The sequence below is a fragment of the Micromonospora sp. DSM 45708 genome, from assembly GCF_039566955.1.
Classification (GTDB): Bacteria; Actinomycetota; Actinomycetes; order Mycobacteriales; family Micromonosporaceae; genus Micromonospora.
In genome coordinates, this window is the sequence record NZ_CP154796.1 from 448,569 (window position 1) to 469,889 (window position 21,321).

Genomic DNA, 21,321 nt, shown 5'->3' on the forward strand with positions numbered 1-21,321 from the left:
GGTGGCCGCGTGACCGAGCCCGCGTCCGTCGCCCGCCTCGTCGTCCTCGTCTCCGGCTCCGGCAGCAACCTCCAGGCGCTGCTGGACGCCGCCACCGACCCCGGCTACGGAGCCCGGGTGGTGGCCGTGGGCGCTGACCGGGACGGGATCGCCGGCCTGGACCGGGCCGCCGCGGCCGGCGTGCCGTCCTTCGTCGAGCGGGTCAAGGACCACCCCACCCGGGCCGACTGGGACAAGGCGCTCACGGCCCGGGTCGCCGAGCACCGGCCCGACCTGGTGATCAGCGCCGGGTTCCTCAAGTTGGTCGGCCCGGAGTTCCTCACCGCGTTCGGTGACCGCTACCTGAACACGCACAACACGTTGTTGCCGGCGTTCCCCGGCATCCACGGCCCCCGCGACGCGCTGGCGTACGGCGTGAAGGTCACCGGGGCCACGCTGTTCTTCGTCGACGCCGGGATGGACACCGGCCCGATCGTCGCCCAGGTCGCCGTACCGGTGCTCGACGACGACGACGAGGAGACGCTCACCGAGCGCATCAAGTCCGCCGAGCGGCGCCAGCTCGTCGAGCAGGTCGGCCGCCTGGTCCGTGAAGGTTGGACGATCACCGGCAGAAAGGTCACCGTTCCGTGAGCACCGTCGAGGAAGGCCGCCGTCCGATCCGGCGTGCGTTGGTCAGCGTCTACGACAAGACCGGCCTGGTCGAGCTGGCCCGCGCCCTGCACGAGGCCGGCGTGGAGATCGTGTCGACCGGCAGCACCGCGTCGACGATCTCCGGTGCCGGGGTGCCGGTGACCCCGGTCGAGCAGGTCACCGGCTTTCCGGAGATCCTCGACGGCCGGGTGAAGACGCTGCACCCGAAGGTCCATGGCGGCCTCCTCGCCGACCTGCGCAAGGACTCGCACGCCACCCAGCTCGACGAGCACGGCATCGCCGGGATCGACCTGTTGGTCTCCAACCTCTACCCGTTCCAGGCCACTGTCGCCTCCGGCGCCGACGCCGACGAGTGCGTCGAGCAGATCGACATCGGCGGTCCGGCGATGGTCCGGGCCGCCGCGAAGAACCACGCCTCGGTGGCGGTGGTGACCGACCCGGCCGCGTACCCGGCGGTGGTGGCCGCGCTCGCTGACGGCGGGTTCACGCTGGCCCGGCGTCGCGCGCTGGCGGCCCGGGCGTTCGCCGACATCGCCGACTACGACGTGGCGGTGGCCGACTGGTTCGCGAGTACGGTGGCCCCGGCCGAGGACGGCTGGCCGGAGTTCGCCGGGCTGGCGCTGCGTCGCCAGGCCGTGCTCCGCTATGGCGAGAACCCGCACCAGGCGGCGGCGCTCTACACCGATCCCGGCGCGCCGGCCGGCCTGGCCCAGGCCGAGCAGCTGCACGGCAAGGAGATGTCCTACAACAACTACGTCGACGCGGACGCCGCCTGGCGTGCCGCGCACGACTTCGCGGACCAGCCGGCGGTGGCGATCATCAAGCACGCCAATCCGTGCGGCATCGCGGTCGGCGCGGACGTGGCCGAGGCGCACCGCAAGGCGCACGCCTGTGACCCGGTCTCCGCGTTCGGCGGCGTGATCGCGGTCAACCGGCCGGTGAGTGTGGAGTTGGCCGGGCAGGTCGCGGAGATCTTCACCGAGGTGCTGGTGGCGCCCGGCTTCGACGAGGGCGCGCTGGAGCTGCTGCGGGCCAAGAAGAACATCCGGCTGCTGCGGGCGCCCGCGTTCGCCAGCCGGCCGGCGGAGTGGCGGCAGGTCAGCGGCGGCGTGCTGGTGCAGATGCGGGACGCGGTCGACGCGCCCGGCGACGACCCGTCCGGCTGGACGCTGGCCACCGGCGACCCGGCCGACGCCGAGACGCTGCGCGATCTCGCGTTCGCCTGGCGGGCGGTACGCGCGGTGAAGAGCAACGCCATCCTGCTGGCCCGCGACGGCGCCACCGTCGGCGTCGGGATGGGCCAGGTCAACCGCGTCGACTCGGCGCGGCTGGCGGTCAGCCGGGCCGGCGACGAGCGGGCCCGCGGCTCGGTCTGCGCCTCGGACGCGTTCTTCCCGTTCGCCGACGGGCCGCAGATCCTCATCGACGCCGGCATCCGGGCGATCGTGCAGCCCGGGGGCTCGATCCGCGACGAGGAGACCATCGCGGCCTGCAAGGCGGCCGGCGTGACGATGTACCTCACCGGCACCCGCCACTTCTTCCACTAGGTCTGATCCGCACGGGTTGCACCTCGCCGCCGATTACCGTGCGTAGCCGCGGCGGAGGGACAATCAGATCTGCGCGGTATACCTCAGAGGCATATTTATGACTCTGAGGTATACCGCTTCCGACACCATTGGTGCCCCTGCCCCGACACGCCGGGGGCTGGGGGCGAAACGCGCCGGACCGGGTAGCCCGCCGCCGCGCGTCGTTGCCGGCCCCGCGGGCGGTTGCTAGCGTGTGCCGGCGACGATCGATCGACCGTCTCCACTGTCCGTGAGCCCCGGCAGGTGTGCCATGCGCGTGCGCGACCGGTTGACCGCCGTCGTCGTCACGCTGGCGTTCGTCCTGGCCGCGCTCGGCTCCGCCGCCGGCCCGCCCGCCGCCGCCCTGCCCGCAGTCGGCCCGTCCACAGTCGGCGAGCCCACCCTCGGCCCGGCCGCGGTCGGCCTCTCCGTCGTCGGCACGCCCACCCTCGACCCGTCCGTCGTCGGCGGGAACGCCGTCGGGCCGGCTGCCGTCGTACCCGCCTCGGGGTGCCGGGCCGGGCCGGTCGCGTCGCTCGGCGCGTACCCGCAACGGCGGTGCGCGGAGCTGTCCGGCGGGTGGTGGGGTGACCGGCGCGGCGGCCTCGCCTACGGCGACGGGCCGGACGAGCCGCTCCCGGCCGCGCCGCCGAGCGTCGCCGGCCCGGTCGTGTCGGCGCGGCTCGCGCCGGCGCACCGGTCACCGACCCGGCCGCTGCCGCCGCGTGGCGCGCTGGCGGCGCGGGCGCCGCCCACCGCCTGAGTCGCGCCGGAGCCTGCCGCGCCGGAGCCTGCCGCGTCGACCCGGCGGTTCCACCGTGCGCTGCCGTCGCCCACGGGGGCGCACCTCACGCCCCCGTTCGCGTCCCACTGAGGCCCCGCCCCCCTTCCTCCGGGGGCGGGGCCTCAGACATCCGTGCGCACCTCGGCGAAGTGGCAGGCGCTGGGGTGCGGATCCGCGGCGCGGGGCACGGTCTGCGGGTCCTGGACGGCGCAGACCTCCTCTGCCTTCCAGCACCGGGTGCGGAACCGGCAGCCCGACGGCGGGTCGGCCGGGCTGGGCACGTCGCCGCTGAGCCGGATGATGGTCCGGCGGTCGCGGGCCTCCGGGTCGGGCACCGGCACCGCCGAGAGCAGCGCCTGGGTGTACGGGTGGGTGGCGCGCTGGTAGATCTGCTCCTCGGTGCCGATCTCCACGATCCGGCCCAGGTACATCACCGCCACCCGGTCGCAGATGTGCCGGACCACGGACAGGTCGTGCGCGATGAAGATGTACGACAGCCCGAACTCGTCCTGGAGCTGCGCCAACAGGTTGATCACCTGGGCCTGGATGGAGACGTCCAGGGCCGACACCGGCTCGTCGCAGACGATGATCTCCGGACGCAGCGCGAGCGCGCGGGCGATGCCGATGCGCTGCCGCTGGCCGCCGGAGAACTGGTGCGGGTAGCGGTTCACGTGCTCGGGGTTGAGCCCGACCACGTCCAGCAGCTCCTGCACCCGCTGCCGCCGGCTGCCCTTCGGGGCGGCGTCCGGGTGGATCGCGAACGGCTCGCCGACGATGTCGCCGACCGTCATCCGCGGGTTGAGCGAGGTGTACGGATCCTGCATCACCATCTGCATGTTCCGCCGCAGCCGGCGCAGCTCCCCGCCGGACGCCTGGAACAGGTCCCTCCCCTCCAGCGTGGCCCGGCCGGAGGTCGGCGTCTCCAGCCGCATGAGCAGCCGGGCCAGCGTGGACTTGCCGCAGCCGGACTCGCCGACCACGCCGAGCGTCTCGCCGCGGCGCAGCGCGAAGCTGACCCCGTCGACCGCGCGTACCGCGCCGATCTGCCGCTTGAACAGGACGCCCTGGGTGATCGGGAAGTGTTTGACCAGCTCGTCGACGGCGAGGATGGTCTCGCCGCGGACCTTGGCCGGGCTAGCGGGCGCGGTCATCGTGGACCTCCTGCGCGAAGTGGCACGCGCTGGTCCGGCCGTCGCCGAGGACCAGGTCGTGCGGCACCTCGTCCACGCAGACCTGCTGCGCGTACGGACAGCGGGGGTGAAACGGGCAGCCGGGCGGGATCCGCATCAGGTTCGGCGGCAGCCCCGGGATCGTGGACAGCGCCTGGCCGCGCACGTCGAGCCGGGGGATCGACTCCAGCAACCCCTTGGTGTACGGGTGGGCCGGCGCCCGGTACAGCGAACGCACGTCGGCGTGCTCGATGATCCGGCCGGCGTACATGACCGCGATCCGGTCCGCCACGCCGGCGACCACGCCGAGGTCGTGGGTGATCAGGATGAGCGCCATGCCGAGGTCCCGGCGCAGGTCGGCCAGGAGGTCCATGATCTGCGCCTGCACGGTGACGTCGAGCGCGGTGGTGGGCTCGTCGGCGATCAGCACCTTCGGGTCCAGCGCCAGTGCCATGGCGATCATGACGCGTTGGCGCATTCCGCCGGAGAACTGGTGCGGGTAGTCGCCGAGGCGCTTCGCGGCGGCCGGGATCCGGACCAGGTCCATCAGCTCGACCGTGCGTCGGCGGGCGTCGGCGCGGGACAGTCCGGCCCGCTGCCGTAGCGACTCGCCGATCTGCCAGCCGACCGGGAAGACCGGGTTCAGCGCCGACAGCGCGTCCTGGAAGATCATCGCGATCTCCGTGCCCCGGACCTGGCGGCGCTCCTCCTCCGACCGGGTGAGCAGGTCCCGCCCCTGGTAGCGGATCTGGCCGGCGCGCACGTACGCGGGCGGGGTGTCCAGGATGCCCATGATCGCCTGGGCGGTGACCGACTTGCCGGAGCCCGACTCGCCGAGCACGGCAAGCGTCTCGCCGGCGTCCAGGTGGTACGTCACCCCGTTGATCACCCGGGCCACGCCCTCCCGGGTGCGGAACTCGACGTGCAGGTCCCGTACCTCCAGCAGGTGCCCGCCGGGCGGGGTGGGGGAGGCCGGCGTGGGCCGGACCGCGGACTCGGTCATGAGAACTCACCGCAACTTCGGGTCGAAGGCGTCGCGGACCGCGTCGCCGAGCATGATGAACGCGAGCACGGTCAGCGCGAGGAAGACCGACGGCACGATCAGCGGCGTGGCCGACTCGCGCATGTGCACCCGGCCGGCGTCGATGTCGATGCCCCAGGAGATGGTCGGCGCCTTCAGCCCGATGCCGAGGAAACTCAGCGTCGCCTCGGCCGCGATGAACGACCCGAGCGCGATGGTGAGCACCACGATGGCCGGCGCGAGCGCGTTCGGCAGGATGTGCCGCCACATGATCCGGCCGTCGCCGGCGCCCAGCATCCGGGCCGCGGCCACGTAGTCCTGCTCGCGGGCGGTGATCACCGAGGAGCGCACCACGCGGGCCGCCGTGGTCCAGCCGAGCAGCGCCAGCACCAGGATGACGGCGAGCAGGCGTACCGTCTCGCCGCTGGTGCTCACGCGCTTGAGCAGCACGATCGCGGCCAGCAGCAGCGGGATGCCGAGCACGATGTCGATCACCCGGGAGAGCACCGCGTCGACCCAACCGCCGAAGAAGCCGGCGAGCATGCCGACGACCAGCGCGATCACCCCGGTGATCAACGCCGAGAACGCGCCGACCAGCAGTGAGGCCCGTGCGCCGTAGACCGCTCGGGCGAACGTGTCGCAGCCCTGGAAGTCGTACCCGAAGATGGCCCCGCCGGACGGTCCGGCGTGCTGCCGGGAGAGCACGCAGTCGCGCGGGTCGTTGGCGGTGAACAGGCCGGGGGCGACGGCCATCGCGGCGACCAGCACGACCAGCAGCAGGCTGAGCCAGAAGATCGGGTTGCGGCGCAGGTCCCGCCAGGCGTCGCCGGCCAGGCTGCGGGATCTGCCGGGCCGGCCGGCCCGGTCCGGGGTGCCGGGCTCGCCGGAGACGCCGCGCCGCGCCGACTGGTCCTCCGTCGCCGCCACCGTCTCGAAGTCACTCATATCTGATCCTCGGGTCGAGTACGGCGTAGAGCACGTCCACCACCAGGTTGGACAGCAGGTAGACCACGACGAGCACGCTGACGATGCCCACCACCAGCGGGCCGTCCTCGGTGCGGATGCCGCGGAACAGGTTGAAGCCGACGCCGGGGATGTTGAACACGCCTTCGGTGATGATCGCGCCGCTCATCAGGTTGCCCAGCTCGACGCCGAGGAACGTGACCACCGGGATGAGCGAGTTGCGCAGCACGTGCACGCCGACGATCCGGCGGCGTACCAGGCCCTTCGACCGGGCGGTGCGCACGTAGTCGGCGCGGAGGTTCTCCGACACCGACGTGCGGGTCAGCCGCAGCGCGGTGGCCAGCGAGAGTGAGCCGAGCACGATGCCGGGCAGCAGCAGCGCCCAGAAGGAGGGCTGGGCGCCGGCGGTGGGCGGGAAGATCGGCCAGCGTACGCCGAGGAAGTACTGTGCCAGCGGGGCCAGCACGATGGTGGGGATGCCGAGCACCAGCAGCGTGAGCACGAGCGTGGCGTGGTCGAAGACGCCGGCCCGCCGGATCCCGGCGATCACTCCGGCGGTGACGCCGACGAGGATGGTCACGGCCATCGCGATCAGCGCGAGTTTCACGGTGACCGGCCAGGCGGCGGCGAGGATGTCGCCGATCTGCCGGCCGGTGAGCGACTGGCCGAGGTCACCGCGGAGCAGGCCGCCCAGGTAGTTGGCGTAGCGGTAGAAGAAGCCGCCGACCCCTGTCGCGTCCAGGTGGTACTTCTCGGTCAGGTAGGCGCGCTGGGCGGCGGTGACCGGTCGTTCCCCGGCGAGCGCCTGGATCGGGTCGCCCTGCCCGGCGAACATCAACGCGTAGACGATCAGCGTGGTCCCGAAGAACGCGAGGACCATCTGGAGCAGTCGCCGCAGGATGAACCGGAGCATGCTGGCAAGTCTGCCGAAAGCGGTTCAAAAGCGTGCCAATGCCAGGGCCGGGCCACCCGGTGGGGGTGGCCCGGCCCTGGCCGGGGGTGGGTCAGGCGCGTTCGATCTTCAGCAGATCCACCCGGTCGAAGAGGTCCACGTGGACGTTCTTGACCTTGGTCGAGTGGCCGAAGTTGTTCTGCCCGTACCGCAGCGGGATCACCGGCAGGTCCTCCGCGAGCAGGTCCTCCGCCGCCTGGTACTTCTTGACCGCCTCGTCCGCGGACGCCGCGCGGGCGCCCTCGGCGAGCAGCTTGTCGAACTCCGGGTTGGAGTAGCCGTAGTAGTTCGACGAGCCATTGGTGCTGTACAGCGGGCCCAGGTAGTTCTCCATGGACGGGTAGTCCATCACCCAGCCCATCCGGAACAGGCCCACCGACTGCTTCTGCTTGAGCTTGGTCAGCAGGTCGGCGAACTTCGGCTCGGCGGTGCCCACGCACTCCACGCCCAGGTTGGCCTTGAGCTGGTTGCAGGTGGCGTCGATCCAGTCCTTGTGGCCGCCGTCGCCGTTGTAGGACAGCTCGATCTTCTTCGGGCCGCCCGCGGCCTCGTACATCGCCTTGGCCTTGACCGGGTCGAACGCGCCGGCGGCGCCGATGGTGTTCTCCCGGTAGCCCGCGACCACCGGCGAGACGAACGAGCGGGCCGGCTGCTGCGAGTCCTTGAAGATCGACTTGGTGATCTCGTCCCGGTCGATCGCCATCGAGATGGCCTTGCGCACCTCGGGCTTGCTGTACTCCTTCTGGAACGTCGGGAACGCCAGCACCTGGAGCGACGACGCCGGGCTCTGCTGGAACCGGTCGCCGAGGTCGGTGGCGGCGGTCGACAGGTTCTCGGTCGGGATCGTCTTGATCACGTCGAGGTTGTCCGCCAGCACGTCCGCGTACGCGGCGGTCGGCTGCTGGTAGATCCGGAACTCGACGCCGCCGACCTTGGGCTGCTGGCCCGGGAACGCGTCGTACTTCTCCACCTCGACCTTGGCGTCGTGCTGCCAGCTGCCCTTCATCCTGAACGGGCCCTGGCCGATCGGCGCCTGCTCGTACCCCTCGGCCAGCACGCCCGGCGCGGAGAAGGCCGCCTTGGGCAGCGGGTAGAACGCGGTGTAGCCGAGCATCGTCCGGAAGTCCACGTACGGCTCGGTGAGCGTCACGGTGAACGTCAGGTCGTCGACCTTCTTCAGGCCGTTGAGCGTCTCCGCCTTCGGCTTCTCGCCCTGGAGGTCCTCGTAGCCGGCGATCTTCTCGAAGAAGTAGCTGGAGTTCTGGCCGTTCGGGGCGTACGCGCCGTAGTTCCAGGCGTCGAGGTAGTTGTCGGCGGTGACCTTCTCGCCGTTGTGGAACGTGAAGCCGGGCTTCAGCTTGATCGTCCAGACCTTGTTGTCCGACGACGTCACCGACTCGGCCGCCACCTCGTGCGGCTTGTTCGCCTCGTCGTAGTCGACGAGCGGGCTGAACAGTGCCGACAGCACCTGCGAGCCACTCGTCTCGTTGGTGTTGGTCGGCACCAGGTGCTGCGGCTCGGCGATCTCGATCCGCACGGCCGCGTCGGGGTCGCTTGCGCCGCCGCCTCCGCCGCCGGAGCCGCAGGCCGTCAGGCCCAGGGTCACCGCGAGCGGCAGAGCGGCCCAGGCCGCGAGCCTACGAACACGCATGGAGTCTCCTCATCTCCTCACGCTGCGCGGTCGGCCCGACGCTGGGTGACGCTGCGCAACGAGCCGTAACGGTAGGTCGCGCTGCGGCGGATCGACAACGGATGCGTTGCGAGCTGGTAACAGAACGTGTCGACACGTCCCGTTTGGCGCAACGGCTGATCACTCTCAGTGATGGAAACCACGTTGCGGAGCGTGATCACCGGCCGTCGTCGTCCGGCTCGGCGGGGAACGTGAGACGATCACGGCGTGACGGCGACGATCCTGGACGGCAAGGCCACCGCGGCGGAGATCAAGGACGAGCTGCGAGCGCGGGTGAAGGCGCTGGCGGAGCGCGGCATCACCCCCGGGCTCGGCACGGTCCTGGTCGGGGAGGACCCCGGCTCCCAGGCGTACGTCAACGGCAAGCACCGCGACTGCGCCGAGGTCGGCATCGCCTCACTGCGCGTCACGCTGCCCGCCGACGCCACCCAGGAGCAGCTCGACGCGGCGCTGGCCGAGCTGAACGCGGACCCGGCCTGCCACGGCTACATCGTCCAGCTCCCGCTCCCCGCCCACCTGGACACCCAGCGGGCGCTGGAGTCGATCGACCCGGACAAGGACGCCGACGGCCTGCACCCGGTCAACCTGGGCCGGCTCGTGCTCGGCTACGACGCCCCGCTGCCCTGCACCCCGCGCGGCATCGTCGAGCTGCTGCGCCGGCACGACGTGCCGCTGCGCGGCGCGAACGTCGCCGTGGTCGGTCGCGGCAACACGGTCGGCCGCCCGCTCGGCCTGCTGCTCACCCGGCGCAGCGAGAACGCCACCGTCACGCTCTGCCACACCGGCACCCTGGACCTCGCCGGGCACACCCGTGCCGCCGACATCGTCATCGTCGCCGCCGGCGTGCCGGGGCTGCTCACCGCCGACATGATCACCGCCGGCGCGACAGTGGTGGACGTCGGCATCACCCGGGTGATCGGCGACGACGGCAAGGGGCGCTACACCGGCGACATCGACCCCGAGGTGGCCGAGGTGGCCGGCAAGATGGTGCCGATGCCTGGCGGGGTCGGCCCGATGACCCGGGCCATGCTGCTCACCAACGTGGTCGAACGCGCCGAGCGGGACGGCTGACCACCCAGACAGGTCATAACCGTCCGCCCCTCGCCCGATCGGTGCCAGGATGGCTGATACGGTCCGGAAAACCGACTGGTATCAGGGAGTGGGACGACCATGGGTAAGAAGGTCACTGTCGTCGGGGCCGGCTTCTACGGCTCCACCACCGCACAGCGCCTGGCCGAGTACGACATCTTCGAGACCGTCGTGATCACCGACATCGTGGAGGGCAAGCCGGCGGGCCTCGCTCTCGACCTCAACCAGTCGCGGGCGGTCGAGGGCTTCGAAACCACCGTCGTCGGCGTCACCACCGGCCCGAACGGCGAGGGCTACGAGGCCATCGAGGGCTCGGACGTCGTCGTCATCACGGCCGGCCTGCCGCGCAAGCCGGGCATGAGCCGGATGGACCTGCTGGAGACGAACGCCAAGATCGTCCGTCAGGTCGCGGAGAACGTCGCCAAGTACGCCCCGAACGCCGTCGTCATCGTGGTGTCGAACCCGCTCGACGAGATGACCGCGTTGGCCCAGATCGCCACGCAGTTCCCCAAGAACCGGGTGCTCGGCCAGGCCGGCATGCTCGACACCGCGCGGTTCACCAACTTCGTCGCCGAGGCGCTGAGCGTACCGGTGAAGTCGGTCCGGACGCTGACGCTCGGCTCGCACGGCGACACCATGGTCCCGGTGCCGTCGAAGAGCACCGTGAACGGCAGGCCGCTGCGCGACGTCATGCCGGCCGAGCAGATCGAGGAGCTGGTCGTCAAGACCCGCAACGGCGGCGCCGAGGTGGTCGCGCTGCTCAAGACCGGCTCCGCGTACTACGCGCCGTCCGCCGCCGCGGCCCGGATGGCCAAGGCCGTGGCCGAGGACTCCGGCGACGTCATGCCGGTCTGCGCCTGGGTCGACGGTGAGTACGGCATCTCCGGCGTCTACCTGGGCGTCGAGGCCGAGATCGGCGCGGAGGGCGTGAAACGGGTCGTCGAGACCGAGCTGGACGCCGACGAGCTGGCCGCCCTGAAGGAGGCCGCCGAGGCCGTCCGCGCCAAGCAGAGCGACATCTCCTCCCTGTGACCTGAGCACCACCCGCGCGAGGGCGGCCGGCGTTCCGCCGGCCGCCCCCGCGCGTCCCACCACCCACCCACCACCCCACGCGCGCAGATTCACGGAAAGAGTGGCCATTCTCCCCGGGAGAGCCACTCTTTCCGTGAATCTGCGGGCGGTGGGGTGGTGGGTGGGGTCAGGGGTGGGGGGTGAAGGGGGAGCCCAGGTGGGGGGTGGCCAGGAGGAGCGGGGAGAGGGACGACAGGACGCGCTCGCGGGTTCGGCCGGCCCCGGCCCGGTCCTCCTCGTGAACGTAGAAGAGTGCCGGGTCGACCAACTGGATCGTGTGCACCAGCAGGTCGCCGGTGACCAGGAGGCGGTCGTCGCCGGACTCCACCAGCACGGACTGGTGCCCGGGGGTGTGGCCGGGCGTGCTCAGCACGCGTACGCCGGGGGTCAGGTCGGTGTCGCCGTCGAGCACCCGCAGCCGGCCGTCGGCGCGCAACGGCCCGAGCAGCCGGGCCGGCAGTTGCGGGTGGAACAGCTCCAGCGCGTCCAGCTCGGCGCGCTGCACCAGGTGGTCCGCGTTCGGGAACAGCGGCCCGGCCCAACCCACGTGGTCGCTGTGCAGGTGGGTGAGGACGACCGTGCGGACGTCCGCCGGGTCGATGCCGGCGGCGGCCAGCTCGGCCGGCAGCCGGCCGGGCACCGGCGCCCAGCTCGCGGCCGGCGCGTCCGCCGGGCCGATGCCGGCGTCGACCAGGGTGACCGGCCCGTCACCGGTACGCAGCGCGAACGCGCGGAACGGCAGCCACCAGCCGCCGTCCGGCCCGATCGCGTCCGGGTCCCGCCGGTCCGCCTCGCGCCAGTTCGCTTCGGTGGCGTCGGGGAACGCCTCCTCGCGCGGCATGAAGAAGGGGCCCCCTCCGTCGAGCAGCGAGGTGATCGTGATGGACCCGAGCGTGTGCGTCAGCGGCATGCGGGAAGGATGTCACCGCGAGGCCGGCTGGGTCACCTCCGACGGTTTCCAGTACGCTCGTACTGCTTGAGCACGTGTCCCCCGAGAGGAGCGCCGGCCGATGGCGAAGATCAAGGTAAACAACCCGGTCGTGGAGATCGACGGCGACGAGATGACCCGGATCATCTGGAAGCAGATCCGGGAGCAGCTGATCCTGCCGTACCTCGATGTCGACCTGCACTACTACGACCTGTCGATCCAGTACCGCGACGAGACCGACGACCAGGTCACCGTCGACGCCGCCAACGCCATCAAGGAGCACGGCGTCGGCGTCAAGTGCGCCACCATCACCCCGGACGAGGCCCGGGTGGAGGAGTTCGGCCTGAAGAAGATGTGGCGGTCGCCGAACGGCACCATCCGCAACATCCTCGGCGGCGTGGTCTTCCGCGAGCCGATCATCATGTCGAACGTGCCGCGGCTCGTCCCGGGCTGGACCAAGCCGATCATCATCGGCCGGCACGCGCACGGCGACCAGTACAAGGCCACCGACTTCGTCGTCCCCGGCCCCGGCAAGGTCACCATCACGTACGCCCCGGCCGACGGCGGCGCGCCGATGGAGATGGAGGTCGCCAACTTCCCCGGCGGCGGCATCGCCATGGGCATGTACAACTTCGACGAGTCGATCCGGGACTTCGCCCGTGCCTCGTTCCGGTACGGCCTGGACCGCAACTACCCGGTCTACATGTCGACCAAGAACACCATCCTCAAGGCGTACGACGGCCGGTTCAAGGACATCTTCGCCGAGGTGTTCGAGGCCGAGTTCAAGGCCGAGTTCGACGCCGCCGGCCTGACCTACGAGCACCGGCTGATCGACGACATGGTCGCCGCCGCGCTCAAGTGGGAGGGCGGGTACGTCTGGGCCTGCAAGAACTACGACGGTGACGTGCAGTCCGACACCGTGGCGCAGGGCTTCGGCTCGCTCGGCCTGATGACCTCGGTGCTGCTCTCCCCGGACGGCCGCACCGTCGAGGCCGAGGCCGCCCACGGCACGGTCACCCGGCACTACCGGCAGTACCAGAAGGGCGAGAAGACCTCGACCAACCCGATCGCCTCGATCTACGCCTGGACCCGGGGCCTGGCCCACCGGGGCAAGCTGGACGGCACCCCGGCGGTCACCGAGTTCGCCAACACGCTGGAGCAGGTCATCGTGGAGACCGTCGAGGGCGGCCAGATGACCAAGGACCTCGCGCTGCTCATCTCGCGGGACGCCCCGTGGCTGACCACCGACGAGTTCATGAACGCGCTCGACGAGAACCTGGCCCGCAAGCTCGCGGCCTGAGCCTCCTCGCCGATCACGACGGAGCCCGCCGGCGCGTACCGGCGGGCTCCGTCGTGTCCGTGCGTCGTTGCCGTGCGGTGTCGTGTCCGTGCGTCGTCGTTGCCGTGCGGTACGCACGCGGTGGGGGCGTCACCCGGACCGGCCGGACTCGTTGCACCGGGTGGACGCGATGCCAGTCCCGTCCACCCGTCCCTTCCCAGCGGGGGCCCGGTCACCGGGCCCCCGCGCCCTGTTCCGGGGCGCGGGCGCCCGGAGGGGTGCCGACCGGGGCGCCGACCTCTACCGGAGGCGTCGAGAAGGGCCCCGCCTTTCACTCGGCGCGCAGGAGTTCGGCGGCCCGCTCGGGGGCGATGTCGTTGATGAACACGCCCATGCCGGACTCCGAACCGGCGAGGTACTTCAGCTTGTCCTTCGCCCGGCGGACGGTGAAGAGCTGGAGGTGCAGGTGGCCCAGCTCCCGGTCGACGTGCACCGGCGCCTGGTGCCACGCCGCGATGTACGGCATCGGCATGTCGAACAGCCCGTCGAAGCGGCGCAGCAGGTCCAGGTAGAGCGGACCGAAGGCGTCCCGTTCGGCGTCGTCGAGCGCCGGGATGTCCGGCACCGGCCGGTGCGGGGCCACGTGCACCTCGAACGGCCAACGGGCCGCCGCCGGCACGTACGCGGTCCAGTGCTCGTTGCTCGTCACCACCCGGTCGCCGGCGGCCCGTTCGGCGGCCAGCACGTCGGCGTAGAGGTTGCCGCCGGTGCGCTCCGCGTGCCGCCGGGCGGCGGCCAGCAGGCTCCGGGTCCGCGGCGTGACGAACGGGTACGCGTAGATCTGCCCGTGCGGGTGGTGCAGCGTCACCCCGATCTCCACGCCCCGGTTCTCGAACGGGAAGACCTGCTCCACGCCGGGCAGCGCGCTCAGCGCGGTGGTGCGGTCGGCGAGCGCGTCCAGCACGGTCCGCACCCGACCGGGGGAGAGGCGGGCGAACGAGGCGTTGTGGTCGTCGGTGAAACAGACCACCTCGCACCGGCCGAGCCCCGGGCGGACCGGGGTGAACGGCGTGATCTCGGCCGGCTCCTCGGCGACCCGCTGGCTCAGCGACGGGAAGCGGTTCTCGAAGACCACCACGTCGTAGTCCGGCGCCGGGATCTCGCTGTGCCGGTCGCCGCGCGACGGGCACAGCGGGCACTGGTCGGCCGGGGGCAGGAACGTGCGGGTCTGCCGGTGCACCGCCACCGCCACCCACTCGTCGGTCAGCGGGTCGTACCGCAGTTGTGAGGCGGGCGGCGGCGGGGGCAGGTCCCGCCGGTCCGGTTGGTCCCGCACCGCGTCGTCCCGCTCGTCGAAGTAGATCAGCTCACGGCCGTCGGCCAGCTCGATCTGCGTACGCTTCACTCCGCTCCCTCCGTCGCGGGCGCGGCCACCAGCTCACCCACCCGGTCCTCGAGTACCCGTCGCGCGTCGGGTGCCAACCGGTCGTCGGTGACCAGCACGTCCGCCGCGTCCAGGCCGACGATCGACGAGATGCCGACCGTGCCCCACTTGGTGTGGTCCGCGAGCACCACCAGCCCGTCGGCGGCCAGCACCAGCGCGCGGTTCGTGTCCGCCTCCATCAGGTTGGGCGTGGTGAACCCGGCCCGCTCGCTGATCCCGTGCACGCCGAGGAAGAGCAGGTCCAGGTGGAGCGTGGCGATCGCGGCCACGGCCAGCGGGCCGACCAACGCGTCCGACGGGGTGCGGACCCCGCCGGTGAGCACCACGGTCTGGTCCGGCCGGCCGCCGATGTGCAGGATCTCGGCCACCGGCAGCGAGTTCGTGACCACCGTCAGGCCGGGCACGTCCACCAGCCGGCGGGCCAGCGCGGCGGTGGTGGTGCCGGCGGAGAGCGCGATCGCGGCGCCGGGGCGGACCAGCCGCGCCGCGTGGTCGGCGATGGCGGCCTTCTCCGCGGCCTGGCGGACCGACTTGGCCCGGAAGCCGGGCTCGTCGGTCGAGCCGGGGCCGGCCAGCGTCGCCCCGCCGTGCACCTTGGCGAGCAGGCCCTGGTCGTGCAGCGTCTCCAGGTCCCGCCGGATGGTCATGTCCGACACCCCGAACTCGGCGGCCAGCTCGGTGACCCGGACCCCGCCGGCGGCACGGACCCGCTCCAGGATGGCGGTCTGCCGCTGTCGCGCGAGCATCGCCGGTCACCTCCCGACCCTTGTCCCACCGCGAACGCGGTCGAACGTGTTCCAACAAAGACGAACACTACCGGTCGACGTGGGCGGACGCGACACCGCCGCCGCCCCGGGACGGGTCGGCGGCGGTCGACGAATCCCTGCCGGTCAGGCCGGCTGGAGGCGGGGCTCCACCCAGCCGGTTTCGGTGAGATGCTCCATCACCCGCTGGACCGCCTCCTCGACGGTCAGGTCCGAGGTGTCCACCACCAGGTCGGCGTCGGTGGGCTCCTCGTACGGGTCGTCGATGCCGGTCATGCCGGTGAGCAGGCCGGCCCGGGCCCGGGCGTAGAGGCCCTTGCGGTCGCGCTGCTCGCAGACCGCCAGCGGGGTCGCCACGTGCACCAGCAGGAAGCCCGCGCCGGCCGCCTGCGCCATCTCCCGGGCGGTCGCCCGGGCCGCCGCGTACGGCGCGATCGGGCAGCAGATGCCGACCCCCCGGTGCCGGGCGATCTCGGCGGCCACCCAGCCGATCCGGCGCACGTTCAGGTCGCGGTCGGCCTTGCTGAAGCCCAGCCCGGCCGAGAGCTCCCGCCGCACCACGTCGCCGTCGAGCAGCGTGATGGTCCGGTCGCCCTGCTCCCGCAGCACGTCGGCGAGACTCCGGGCGATCGTCGACTTGCCCGAGCCGGAGAGACCGGTCAGGAAGATCACCAGACCGCGGTGCCGCCGGGGCGGACGGGCCCGGGTCAGCTCCCGCGCCACCGCGGGCGGGGTGTGCCACTCGGGCAGCGGGAAGCCCCGGTCCAGCAGGTCGTCGATCTCGTCCTGGCTGAGCGCCAGCCGGCGGTTGCGCGGCGGGATGTCCTCCCGCCAGCGCCACTGCCCGTCCCGGTTGTCGTACGCCAGCTCGCGCGGCACCAGCACCCGCAGGCCGGCGCCGGAGAGCATGCCCTCGGTGGAGAGCAGATGGGTCACGCCGTACGCGGCGGCGACCCGCGCCCGCAGCAACGCGTCGCTGATCTCGTCGCTGCGCCGCGCCAGCGGCACCGCCACCAGCGTCGCCGGCGGCATCCGGTCGCGGGCCGCGAACACGCTGCGCACCAGCGCCTCGGCCGGCAGGCCACCGCTGGACTCCTCGCCCACCGGGATCAGCACCAGCAGGTGCGCGCCGAGCGTCCGGGCCGCGTGCGCGATCTGGGCCAACTGCGGGCGGTGCAACGCACGGTCGGCGAAGACGCCGAGCACCCGGCCCGGCGGCAGCAGCCCGCGCACCTCGTCCGGGCCGCGTCGCAACCGCTGGAACGGACCGTGGCCGCCGTCACCGAGCCGGCGTACCGCGCCGCCCACGCCGACCGTGCCCTCGCGGGCCGGCCAGACGTCGACCACGTCCATGGCCGCCACCGGGGCGCCCTCGCCGTCGGTGAGCACCAGCGCCCGACGCGCCGGGTCGGCCAGCTCCAGCCCGTCGGCGAGCGCCGCCGGCACCTGGAGCGTCACCGGCACCGGCCACGACGTGCCGTCGGCGAGCCGGCCCCGCCGGCCCAGCGAGGCCAGGTCCGCCCGGGTCATGAAACCGCTCAGCGGCGCGTACGCCCCGGTCAGCAACAACTCGAGATCGGCCAGCTCAGCGGGTCTTGGCGCGTACGACGGCGCATCCCGCAGCACATCCTCGGGCAGGATCCACCCGTTGCTCATCGAACCCCCAACTCGCCGGCCGGCACACAGTTTCGCAGCCCACCGGCGATCGGTCGAGAGCGCCACTCCACCTCCCGGCCACCCGGAGGTCGGCCGGGTGTCGCCGGGCGGGTTCAGCCGGCGGTGGTCAGCGCCGCCGCGCCGAACGAGACGGCGAACCGCTCGCACCAGATGGAGACGCTGGTCAGCCCGGTCAGATCGGTTCCGGCGGGGATCTCGTACGCCTGGTCGCCCCGGTTTCCCTTGAGCGGACCGAGCGCCACGTGCCGGCCGTCGTCGAAGACACGCCACCCGGACGGCCCGGTCCGAACCGGCTGGTCGGTCAGCCAGACCTGAAGATCCGGACCGTTCGAGGTGTCCAGCCCGACCAGTTCCAGCCGGTGCCGCCCGTCGACGGTGCGGACGATCCGGGCGGCGCCCCGGGTGTCGTGCTCGTGGCTGACGAACTCGCCGCCGCCGAGCAGCACCGGCCCCGCGGGCGTCGGCGACGGCGTGGCCGGGCGCGGCGGCGCGGCCGACCCCGTGGACGGCGTCGCGGAGGGCGCCGTGGACGGCACCGCCACCAGTTCCTCGTGCACCTCCGTGTCGGTGACCAGCTTCCAGGGCTGGAACCAGTACAGCGCGGTCGCCGCCCCGACCACGAGGACGGCGACGACGACCCAGGTCAGCGGGGCACGCAGCAGACGCATCGGCATGTGTCGAGTCTCCCGGGGCCGGGCACGACGGTCACCGGTCCGGCCGCTTACGGAAGCCTTACCGGCGGTGTCCGGGCCGAATCAGGGACAACCCCGAGCGTTTCCCGGTGCAAAGGCGGGCCCGCGCTTCCTAGGCTGGCAGCGTGACACTGCTCGCGACCGAGTCGCTGACCAAGACGTACGGAGGCCGGGTCACCGCGTTGGCCGACCTCACCGTGTCGGTCGAGCCGGGGATCATCGGGCTGGTCGGCGCCAACGGCGCCGGCAAGTCCACCCTGATCAAGATCCTGCTGGGTCTGCTCCCGCCGACCAGCGGCCGGGTGCAGGTGCTCGGCCTCGACCCCACCACCGATCCGGCGCAGGTCCGCGCCCGGGTCGGTTACATGCCCGAGCACGACGCCCTCCCGCCGGACCTCTCCGCCGCCGAGCTGGTCACCCACCTGGGCCGGATGAGCGGGCTGCCGCGCACGGTCGCCCGGGAACGCGCCTCCGAGGCGCTGCGCCACGTCGGCCTGCACGAGGAGCGGCACCGGGCCGTCGGCGGCTACTCCACCGGCATGAAGCAGCGGGTCAAGCTCGCCCAGGCCCTGGTGCACGACCCCGACCTGCTGCTGCTCGACGAGCCCACCAACGGCCTCGACCCGGCCGGCCGGGACGCCATGCTGGCGCTCATCCACCGGATCGGCACCGAGTTCGGCATCTCGGTGGTGGTCTGCTCCCACCTGCTCGGCGAGGTGGAGCGGATCTGCGACACGCTGGTCGCCATCGACGGCGGCCGGCTGCTGCGCGCCGACCGGGTCGCCGCCATGACCACCGCCACCGACGTGCTCGCCGTCGAGGTGAGCGAGGGCACGGAGGAGTTGGCCGCCCGGCTCGCCGCGCTCGACCTGCCGGTGACCCGGGACGGGCGGCTGCTGCTCGTCCCGCTCGCCGACGACCACACCTACGACCTGATCCTCGGCGCGGTCGCCGAGCTGGACCTGCCGCTGCACCGGCTGGACCAGCGGCGGCACCGGGTGGCCGAGCTCTTCGCCCCGAGGGAGCCCAGCCATGTCTGACGCGACCGGCGTCATCCACGACATCGGATACCAGCGCTACACCGGCCCACGGCTGGGCCGCCGGCACGTCTTCGGCGCGCTCTACGGCCACGGTCTGCGTACCGTCTTCGGGTTGGGCCGCAGCGCCAAGGCGAAGATCTTCCCGTGGCTGGTGGTCGCCGTGGTCACCGTGGTGGCCGCCGGGCTGACCGCGGTACGCAGCCAGATCGGCGAGGTGGTGATGACGTACGCCCAGTTCGCCGACGCGATGAGCTGGCTGGTCATCTTCTTCGTCGCGGTGGCCGCGCCCGAGCTGGTCTCCCGCGACCTGCGCAGCGGCGTGCTCCCGCTCTACTTCTCCCGGCCGCTGCCGCGCGGCGACTACGCGCTGGCCAAGCTGCTGTCCCTGGGTACCGCGCTCTGGCTGCTGCTCGGCGGCCCGCAACTGGTGATGTTCCTCGGCGCCGCGTTCACCACCTCGCGGGGCATGCGCGGGGTGTGGGACGAGCTGCTCGACCTGCTGCCCGGCCTGCTCTACGCCGGGCTGTGGGCGGTGGTGTTCGCCTCCATCGGCCTGCTGGTCGCCTCGCTCACCGGCAAGCGCGCGTTCGCCGCCGGCGGCATCGTGGCGGTCTTCCTGATGACCGCGCCGGTGGTCGGCGTGCTGTCCATCATGCCCTCCCCGACGGTCAACCAGTTGGCCTTCCTCGCCTCCCCGTCGACGCTCGTCGGCGGCGTGGGCAACTGGGCGCTGGGCGACCGGCTGACCCAGGGACGCGGCGGCATGCCGATCGGCGACTTCGGGCCGGTCTACGCGGTCGTCGCGGTGCTGCTGGTCGCCGCCTGCGTCAGCCTGCTGCTCCTGCGATACCGGAAGGTGGCCGCCCGATGACGGCGCTGCACACGCACCCGGCGGCCGGCGTGCCCGCCGCCACGACCAGCACCCTCGACCTGGCCGGCGTCTCCCGCTGGTACGGCAACGTGGTGGCGGTCAACGACGTCACCATGCGGCTCGGCCCGGGGGTGACCGGCCTGCTCGGCCCGAACGGCGCCGGGAAGACCACGCTGCTGCACATGATGGCCGGCTTCCTCGCCCCGTCCCGGGGCGCGGTGACGCTGGACGGGGAGCCGACCTGGCGCAACCCGGGCGTCTACCGGCGGCTCGGCCTGGTCAGCGAGCGGGAGGCGGTGCACACGTTCCTCAGCGCGTACGAGTTCGTGCTGGCCAGCGCGAAGCTGCACCGGCTGCCCGAACCGGAGGCGGCGGCCCGGCGGGCGATCGAGCTGGTCGAGTTGGAGAGCGCGCAGAGCCGGAAGATCGGCACCTACTCCAAGGGCATGCGGCAGCGCACCCGGGTGGCCGCCGCGCTGGTGCACGACCCGCAGGTGCTGCTGCTCGACGAGCCGTTCAACGGGATGGACCCGCGACAGCGGCTGCACATGATGGCGCTGCTGCACCGGCTCGGCGACGCCGGCCGGACCATCCTGTTCAGCTCGCACATCCTGGAGGAGGTCGAGCAGGTCTCCGGCACGGTCCAGGTGATGGTGGCCGGCCGGCTGGCCGCCTCCGGCGACTACCGCACCATCCGCCGGTTGATGACCAACCGGCCGCACGTCTTCGCGGTGCGCTCCACCGACGACCGGGCGCTGGCGGTGGCGCTGATCGCCGAGTCCTCGGTCTCCGGCGTCGAGCTGGGCCGCACCGGCCTCACCGTCAAGGCCGGCGACTACGGCGCGTTCACCCGGGCGCTGCCCCGCATCGCCCTCCGCCACGGCATCCGGGTCCGGCAGCTCCTGCCGGAGGACGAGTCGCTGGAGAGCGTCTTCTCGTATCTGGTGGAGGCCTGATGTCGACAGTTACCTGGATCACCGCCCGCGGCCTGTTCGGCCGGAGCCGGTTCCTCATGCTGCTGCCGTTGCCGCTGGTCCTGATCGGCCTGGCGGTGCTCTGCCGGGCGCTCGGCGTGGACCCGGGCCAGTGGGGGCCTCCGGTGCTGGTCGGCCTCGGCCTGGCCGTGGTGCTGCCGGTGGTCGCGCTGATCGTCGGCACCGGCGTGCTCGGCGCCGAGATCGACGACGGCACGGTGGTGCACATCCTCACCAAGCCGCTGCCCCGCTGGCAGATCGTGCTGCCGAAGCTCGCGGTGGCGGCCGGCGTCAGCGCGGTCACGGTCGCCGTCCCGCTCTACGTCGCCGGCGTGCTGGCCGACTCGGTACGCCTCGGCCTGGCCCTGGTCGTCGCGTCGGTGGCGGGCGCGTTGGCCTACTCGGCGCTGTTCCTGGCGCTCAGCCTGGTGAGTCGGCGACCGGTGCTGCTCGGCCTGGTCTACGTGCTGATCTGGGAGGGGCTGCTCGGCCGGTTCGTCGACGGCACCAAGGTGCTCTCGATCCAGCAGTGGGTGATCGCGCTGGCCGACCGGATCGCGCCGACCGCGCTGCTCGGCACCACCGTCTCGGTGCCGGTGGCGGTCGTGCTGACCGCCCTGGTGACGGTCGGCTTCACCGTGCTGGCGGTCGACCGGCTCCGCTCGTTCAGCGTCGCCGGCGAAACGAGCTGACCCGG

At 72.4% G+C, this 21,321-nt stretch carries 21 protein-coding genes; 10 read left to right on the plus strand and 11 right to left on the minus strand.

The features are described from left to right. The first annotated feature begins 9 nt into the window (after positions 1-9). The 3 genes from purN to VKK44_RS02255 all read left to right on the plus strand — a co-directional run bounded on the left by purN (position 10) and on the right by VKK44_RS02255 (position 2,979). Positions 10-630, plus strand: coding sequence for a phosphoribosylglycinamide formyltransferase (purN, locus tag VKK44_RS02245; RefSeq protein WP_281937957.1), 621 nt, complete (start codon positions 10-12; stop codon positions 628-630). After that, the gene (purH, locus tag VKK44_RS02250; RefSeq protein WP_343445183.1) at positions 627-2,198 is read left to right on the plus strand and encodes a bifunctional phosphoribosylaminoimidazolecarboxamide formyltransferase/IMP cyclohydrolase; all 1,572 of its coding nucleotides are present in this window, start codon (positions 627-629) and stop codon (positions 2,196-2,198) included. Before purN ends, purH begins: the two co-directional genes overlap by 4 nt. A 289-nt stretch (positions 2,199-2,487) precedes the next feature. Beyond that, on the plus strand, positions 2,488-2,979 hold the full coding sequence (locus VKK44_RS02255; protein ID WP_343445184.1) for a hypothetical protein: 492 nt from the start codon (positions 2,488-2,490) through the stop codon (positions 2,977-2,979). Between the two features lie 143 nt (positions 2,980-3,122). On the opposite strand, the gene VKK44_RS02260 is transcribed toward VKK44_RS02255, so the two are convergent. The 6 genes from VKK44_RS02260 to VKK44_RS02285 all read right to left on the minus strand — a co-directional run bounded on the left by VKK44_RS02260 (position 3,123) and on the right by VKK44_RS02285 (position 8,956). Beyond that, on the minus strand, positions 3,123-4,151 hold the full coding sequence (locus tag VKK44_RS02260; protein WP_343445185.1) for an ABC transporter ATP-binding protein: 1,029 nt from the start codon (positions 4,149-4,151) through the stop codon (positions 3,123-3,125). After that, positions 4,135-5,172: an ABC transporter ATP-binding protein gene (locus VKK44_RS02265; RefSeq protein ID WP_343445186.1), complete on the minus strand. Its 1,038-nt coding sequence runs from the start codon at positions 5,170-5,172 to the stop codon at positions 4,135-4,137. The genes VKK44_RS02260 and VKK44_RS02265 overlap by 17 nt, the downstream gene beginning before the upstream one ends. Before the next feature lie 6 nt (positions 5,173-5,178). After that, entirely contained in the window at positions 5,179-6,135 is a 957-nt protein-coding gene (locus VKK44_RS02270) for an ABC transporter permease (protein WP_343445187.1), read from the minus strand. After that, positions 6,128-7,066, minus strand: a complete 939-nt coding sequence (locus VKK44_RS02275) for an ABC transporter permease (RefSeq protein ID WP_343445188.1) — start codon at positions 7,064-7,066, stop codon at positions 6,128-6,130. The genes VKK44_RS02270 and VKK44_RS02275 overlap by 8 nt, the downstream gene beginning before the upstream one ends. 91 nt (positions 7,067-7,157) lie before the next feature. Further along, positions 7,158-8,756 (minus strand): peptide ABC transporter substrate-binding protein, encoded by a 1,599-nt coding sequence (locus VKK44_RS02280; RefSeq protein WP_343445189.1) that lies wholly within the window; start codon positions 8,754-8,756, stop codon positions 7,158-7,160. Positions 8,757-8,773: 17 nt separating this feature from the next. After that, a complete protein-coding gene (locus VKK44_RS02285) occupies positions 8,774-8,956 on the minus strand; it encodes a hypothetical protein (RefSeq protein ID WP_343445190.1) in 183 nt (60 codons plus the stop codon). A gap of 46 nt (positions 8,957-9,002) precedes the next feature. On the opposite strand from VKK44_RS02285, the gene VKK44_RS02290 reads away from it, so the two are divergent. Both VKK44_RS02290 and VKK44_RS02295 read left to right on the plus strand, forming a co-directional pair. After that, a complete protein-coding gene (locus VKK44_RS02290; protein ID WP_343445191.1) occupies positions 9,003-9,866 on the plus strand; it encodes a bifunctional methylenetetrahydrofolate dehydrogenase/methenyltetrahydrofolate cyclohydrolase in 864 nt (287 codons plus the stop codon). Positions 9,867-9,965: 99 nt separating this feature from the next. Then, on the plus strand, positions 9,966-10,916 hold the full coding sequence (locus VKK44_RS02295; RefSeq protein WP_343445192.1) for a malate dehydrogenase: 951 nt from the start codon (positions 9,966-9,968) through the stop codon (positions 10,914-10,916). A 166-nt stretch (positions 10,917-11,082) separates the two neighbouring features. Here VKK44_RS02295 and VKK44_RS02300 read toward each other — a convergent pair whose 3' ends face one another. Continuing rightward, entirely contained in the window at positions 11,083-11,865 is a 783-nt protein-coding gene (locus tag VKK44_RS02300; protein WP_343445193.1) for an MBL fold metallo-hydrolase, read from the minus strand. A 100-nt stretch (positions 11,866-11,965) separates the two neighbouring features. On the opposite strand from VKK44_RS02300, the gene VKK44_RS02305 reads away from it, so the two are divergent. Next, on the plus strand, positions 11,966-13,183 hold the full coding sequence (locus tag VKK44_RS02305; RefSeq protein WP_107158977.1) for an NADP-dependent isocitrate dehydrogenase: 1,218 nt from the start codon (positions 11,966-11,968) through the stop codon (positions 13,181-13,183). A 310-nt stretch (positions 13,184-13,493) separates the two neighbouring features. Here the strand turns inward: VKK44_RS02305 and galT are convergent, their stop codons facing one another. From galT to VKK44_RS02325, 4 genes are all read right to left on the minus strand, one after another. Beyond that, positions 13,494-14,567 carry a galactose-1-phosphate uridylyltransferase gene (gene galT / locus VKK44_RS02310; protein WP_343445194.1) on the minus strand — a complete coding sequence of 358 codons (1,074 nt, stop codon included), beginning with the start codon at positions 14,565-14,567 and terminating at the stop codon, positions 13,494-13,496. Continuing rightward, positions 14,564-15,352 carry a DeoR/GlpR family DNA-binding transcription regulator gene (locus VKK44_RS02315; protein ID WP_343445195.1) on the minus strand — a complete coding sequence of 263 codons (789 nt, stop codon included), beginning with the start codon at positions 15,350-15,352 and terminating at the stop codon, positions 14,564-14,566. Before VKK44_RS02315 ends, galT begins: the two co-directional genes overlap by 4 nt. A gap of 144 nt (positions 15,353-15,496) precedes the next feature. Continuing rightward, positions 15,497-17,026: an adenylyl-sulfate kinase gene (cysC, locus tag VKK44_RS02320; RefSeq protein ID WP_343445196.1), complete on the minus strand. Its 1,530-nt coding sequence runs from the start codon at positions 17,024-17,026 to the stop codon at positions 15,497-15,499. Between the two features lie 113 nt (positions 17,027-17,139). After that, on the minus strand, positions 17,140-17,721 hold the full coding sequence (locus tag VKK44_RS02325) for a DM13 domain-containing protein (RefSeq protein WP_343445197.1): 582 nt from the start codon (positions 17,719-17,721) through the stop codon (positions 17,140-17,142). Between the two features lie 143 nt (positions 17,722-17,864). On the opposite strand from VKK44_RS02325, the gene VKK44_RS02330 reads away from it, so the two are divergent. From VKK44_RS02330 to VKK44_RS02345, 4 genes are read left to right on the plus strand one after another with little or no spacing between them, the layout of a single operon-like run. Beyond that, on the plus strand, positions 17,865-18,779 hold the full coding sequence (locus VKK44_RS02330) for an ABC transporter ATP-binding protein (RefSeq protein ID WP_281937937.1): 915 nt from the start codon (positions 17,865-17,867) through the stop codon (positions 18,777-18,779). Continuing rightward, positions 18,772-19,650 (plus strand): ABC transporter permease, encoded by an 879-nt coding sequence (locus VKK44_RS02335; RefSeq protein ID WP_343445198.1) that lies wholly within the window; start codon positions 18,772-18,774, stop codon positions 19,648-19,650. Before VKK44_RS02330 ends, VKK44_RS02335 begins: the two co-directional genes overlap by 8 nt. Continuing rightward, positions 19,647-20,606, plus strand: coding sequence for an ABC transporter ATP-binding protein (locus VKK44_RS02340; protein ID WP_343445199.1), 960 nt, complete (start codon positions 19,647-19,649; stop codon positions 20,604-20,606). The genes VKK44_RS02335 and VKK44_RS02340 overlap by 4 nt, the downstream gene beginning before the upstream one ends. Beyond that, positions 20,606-21,316: an ABC transporter permease gene (locus VKK44_RS02345; RefSeq protein ID WP_343445200.1), complete on the plus strand. Its 711-nt coding sequence runs from the start codon at positions 20,606-20,608 to the stop codon at positions 21,314-21,316. The genes VKK44_RS02340 and VKK44_RS02345 overlap by 1 nt, the downstream gene beginning before the upstream one ends. The last annotated feature ends 5 nt before the right edge of the window (positions 21,317-21,321 follow it).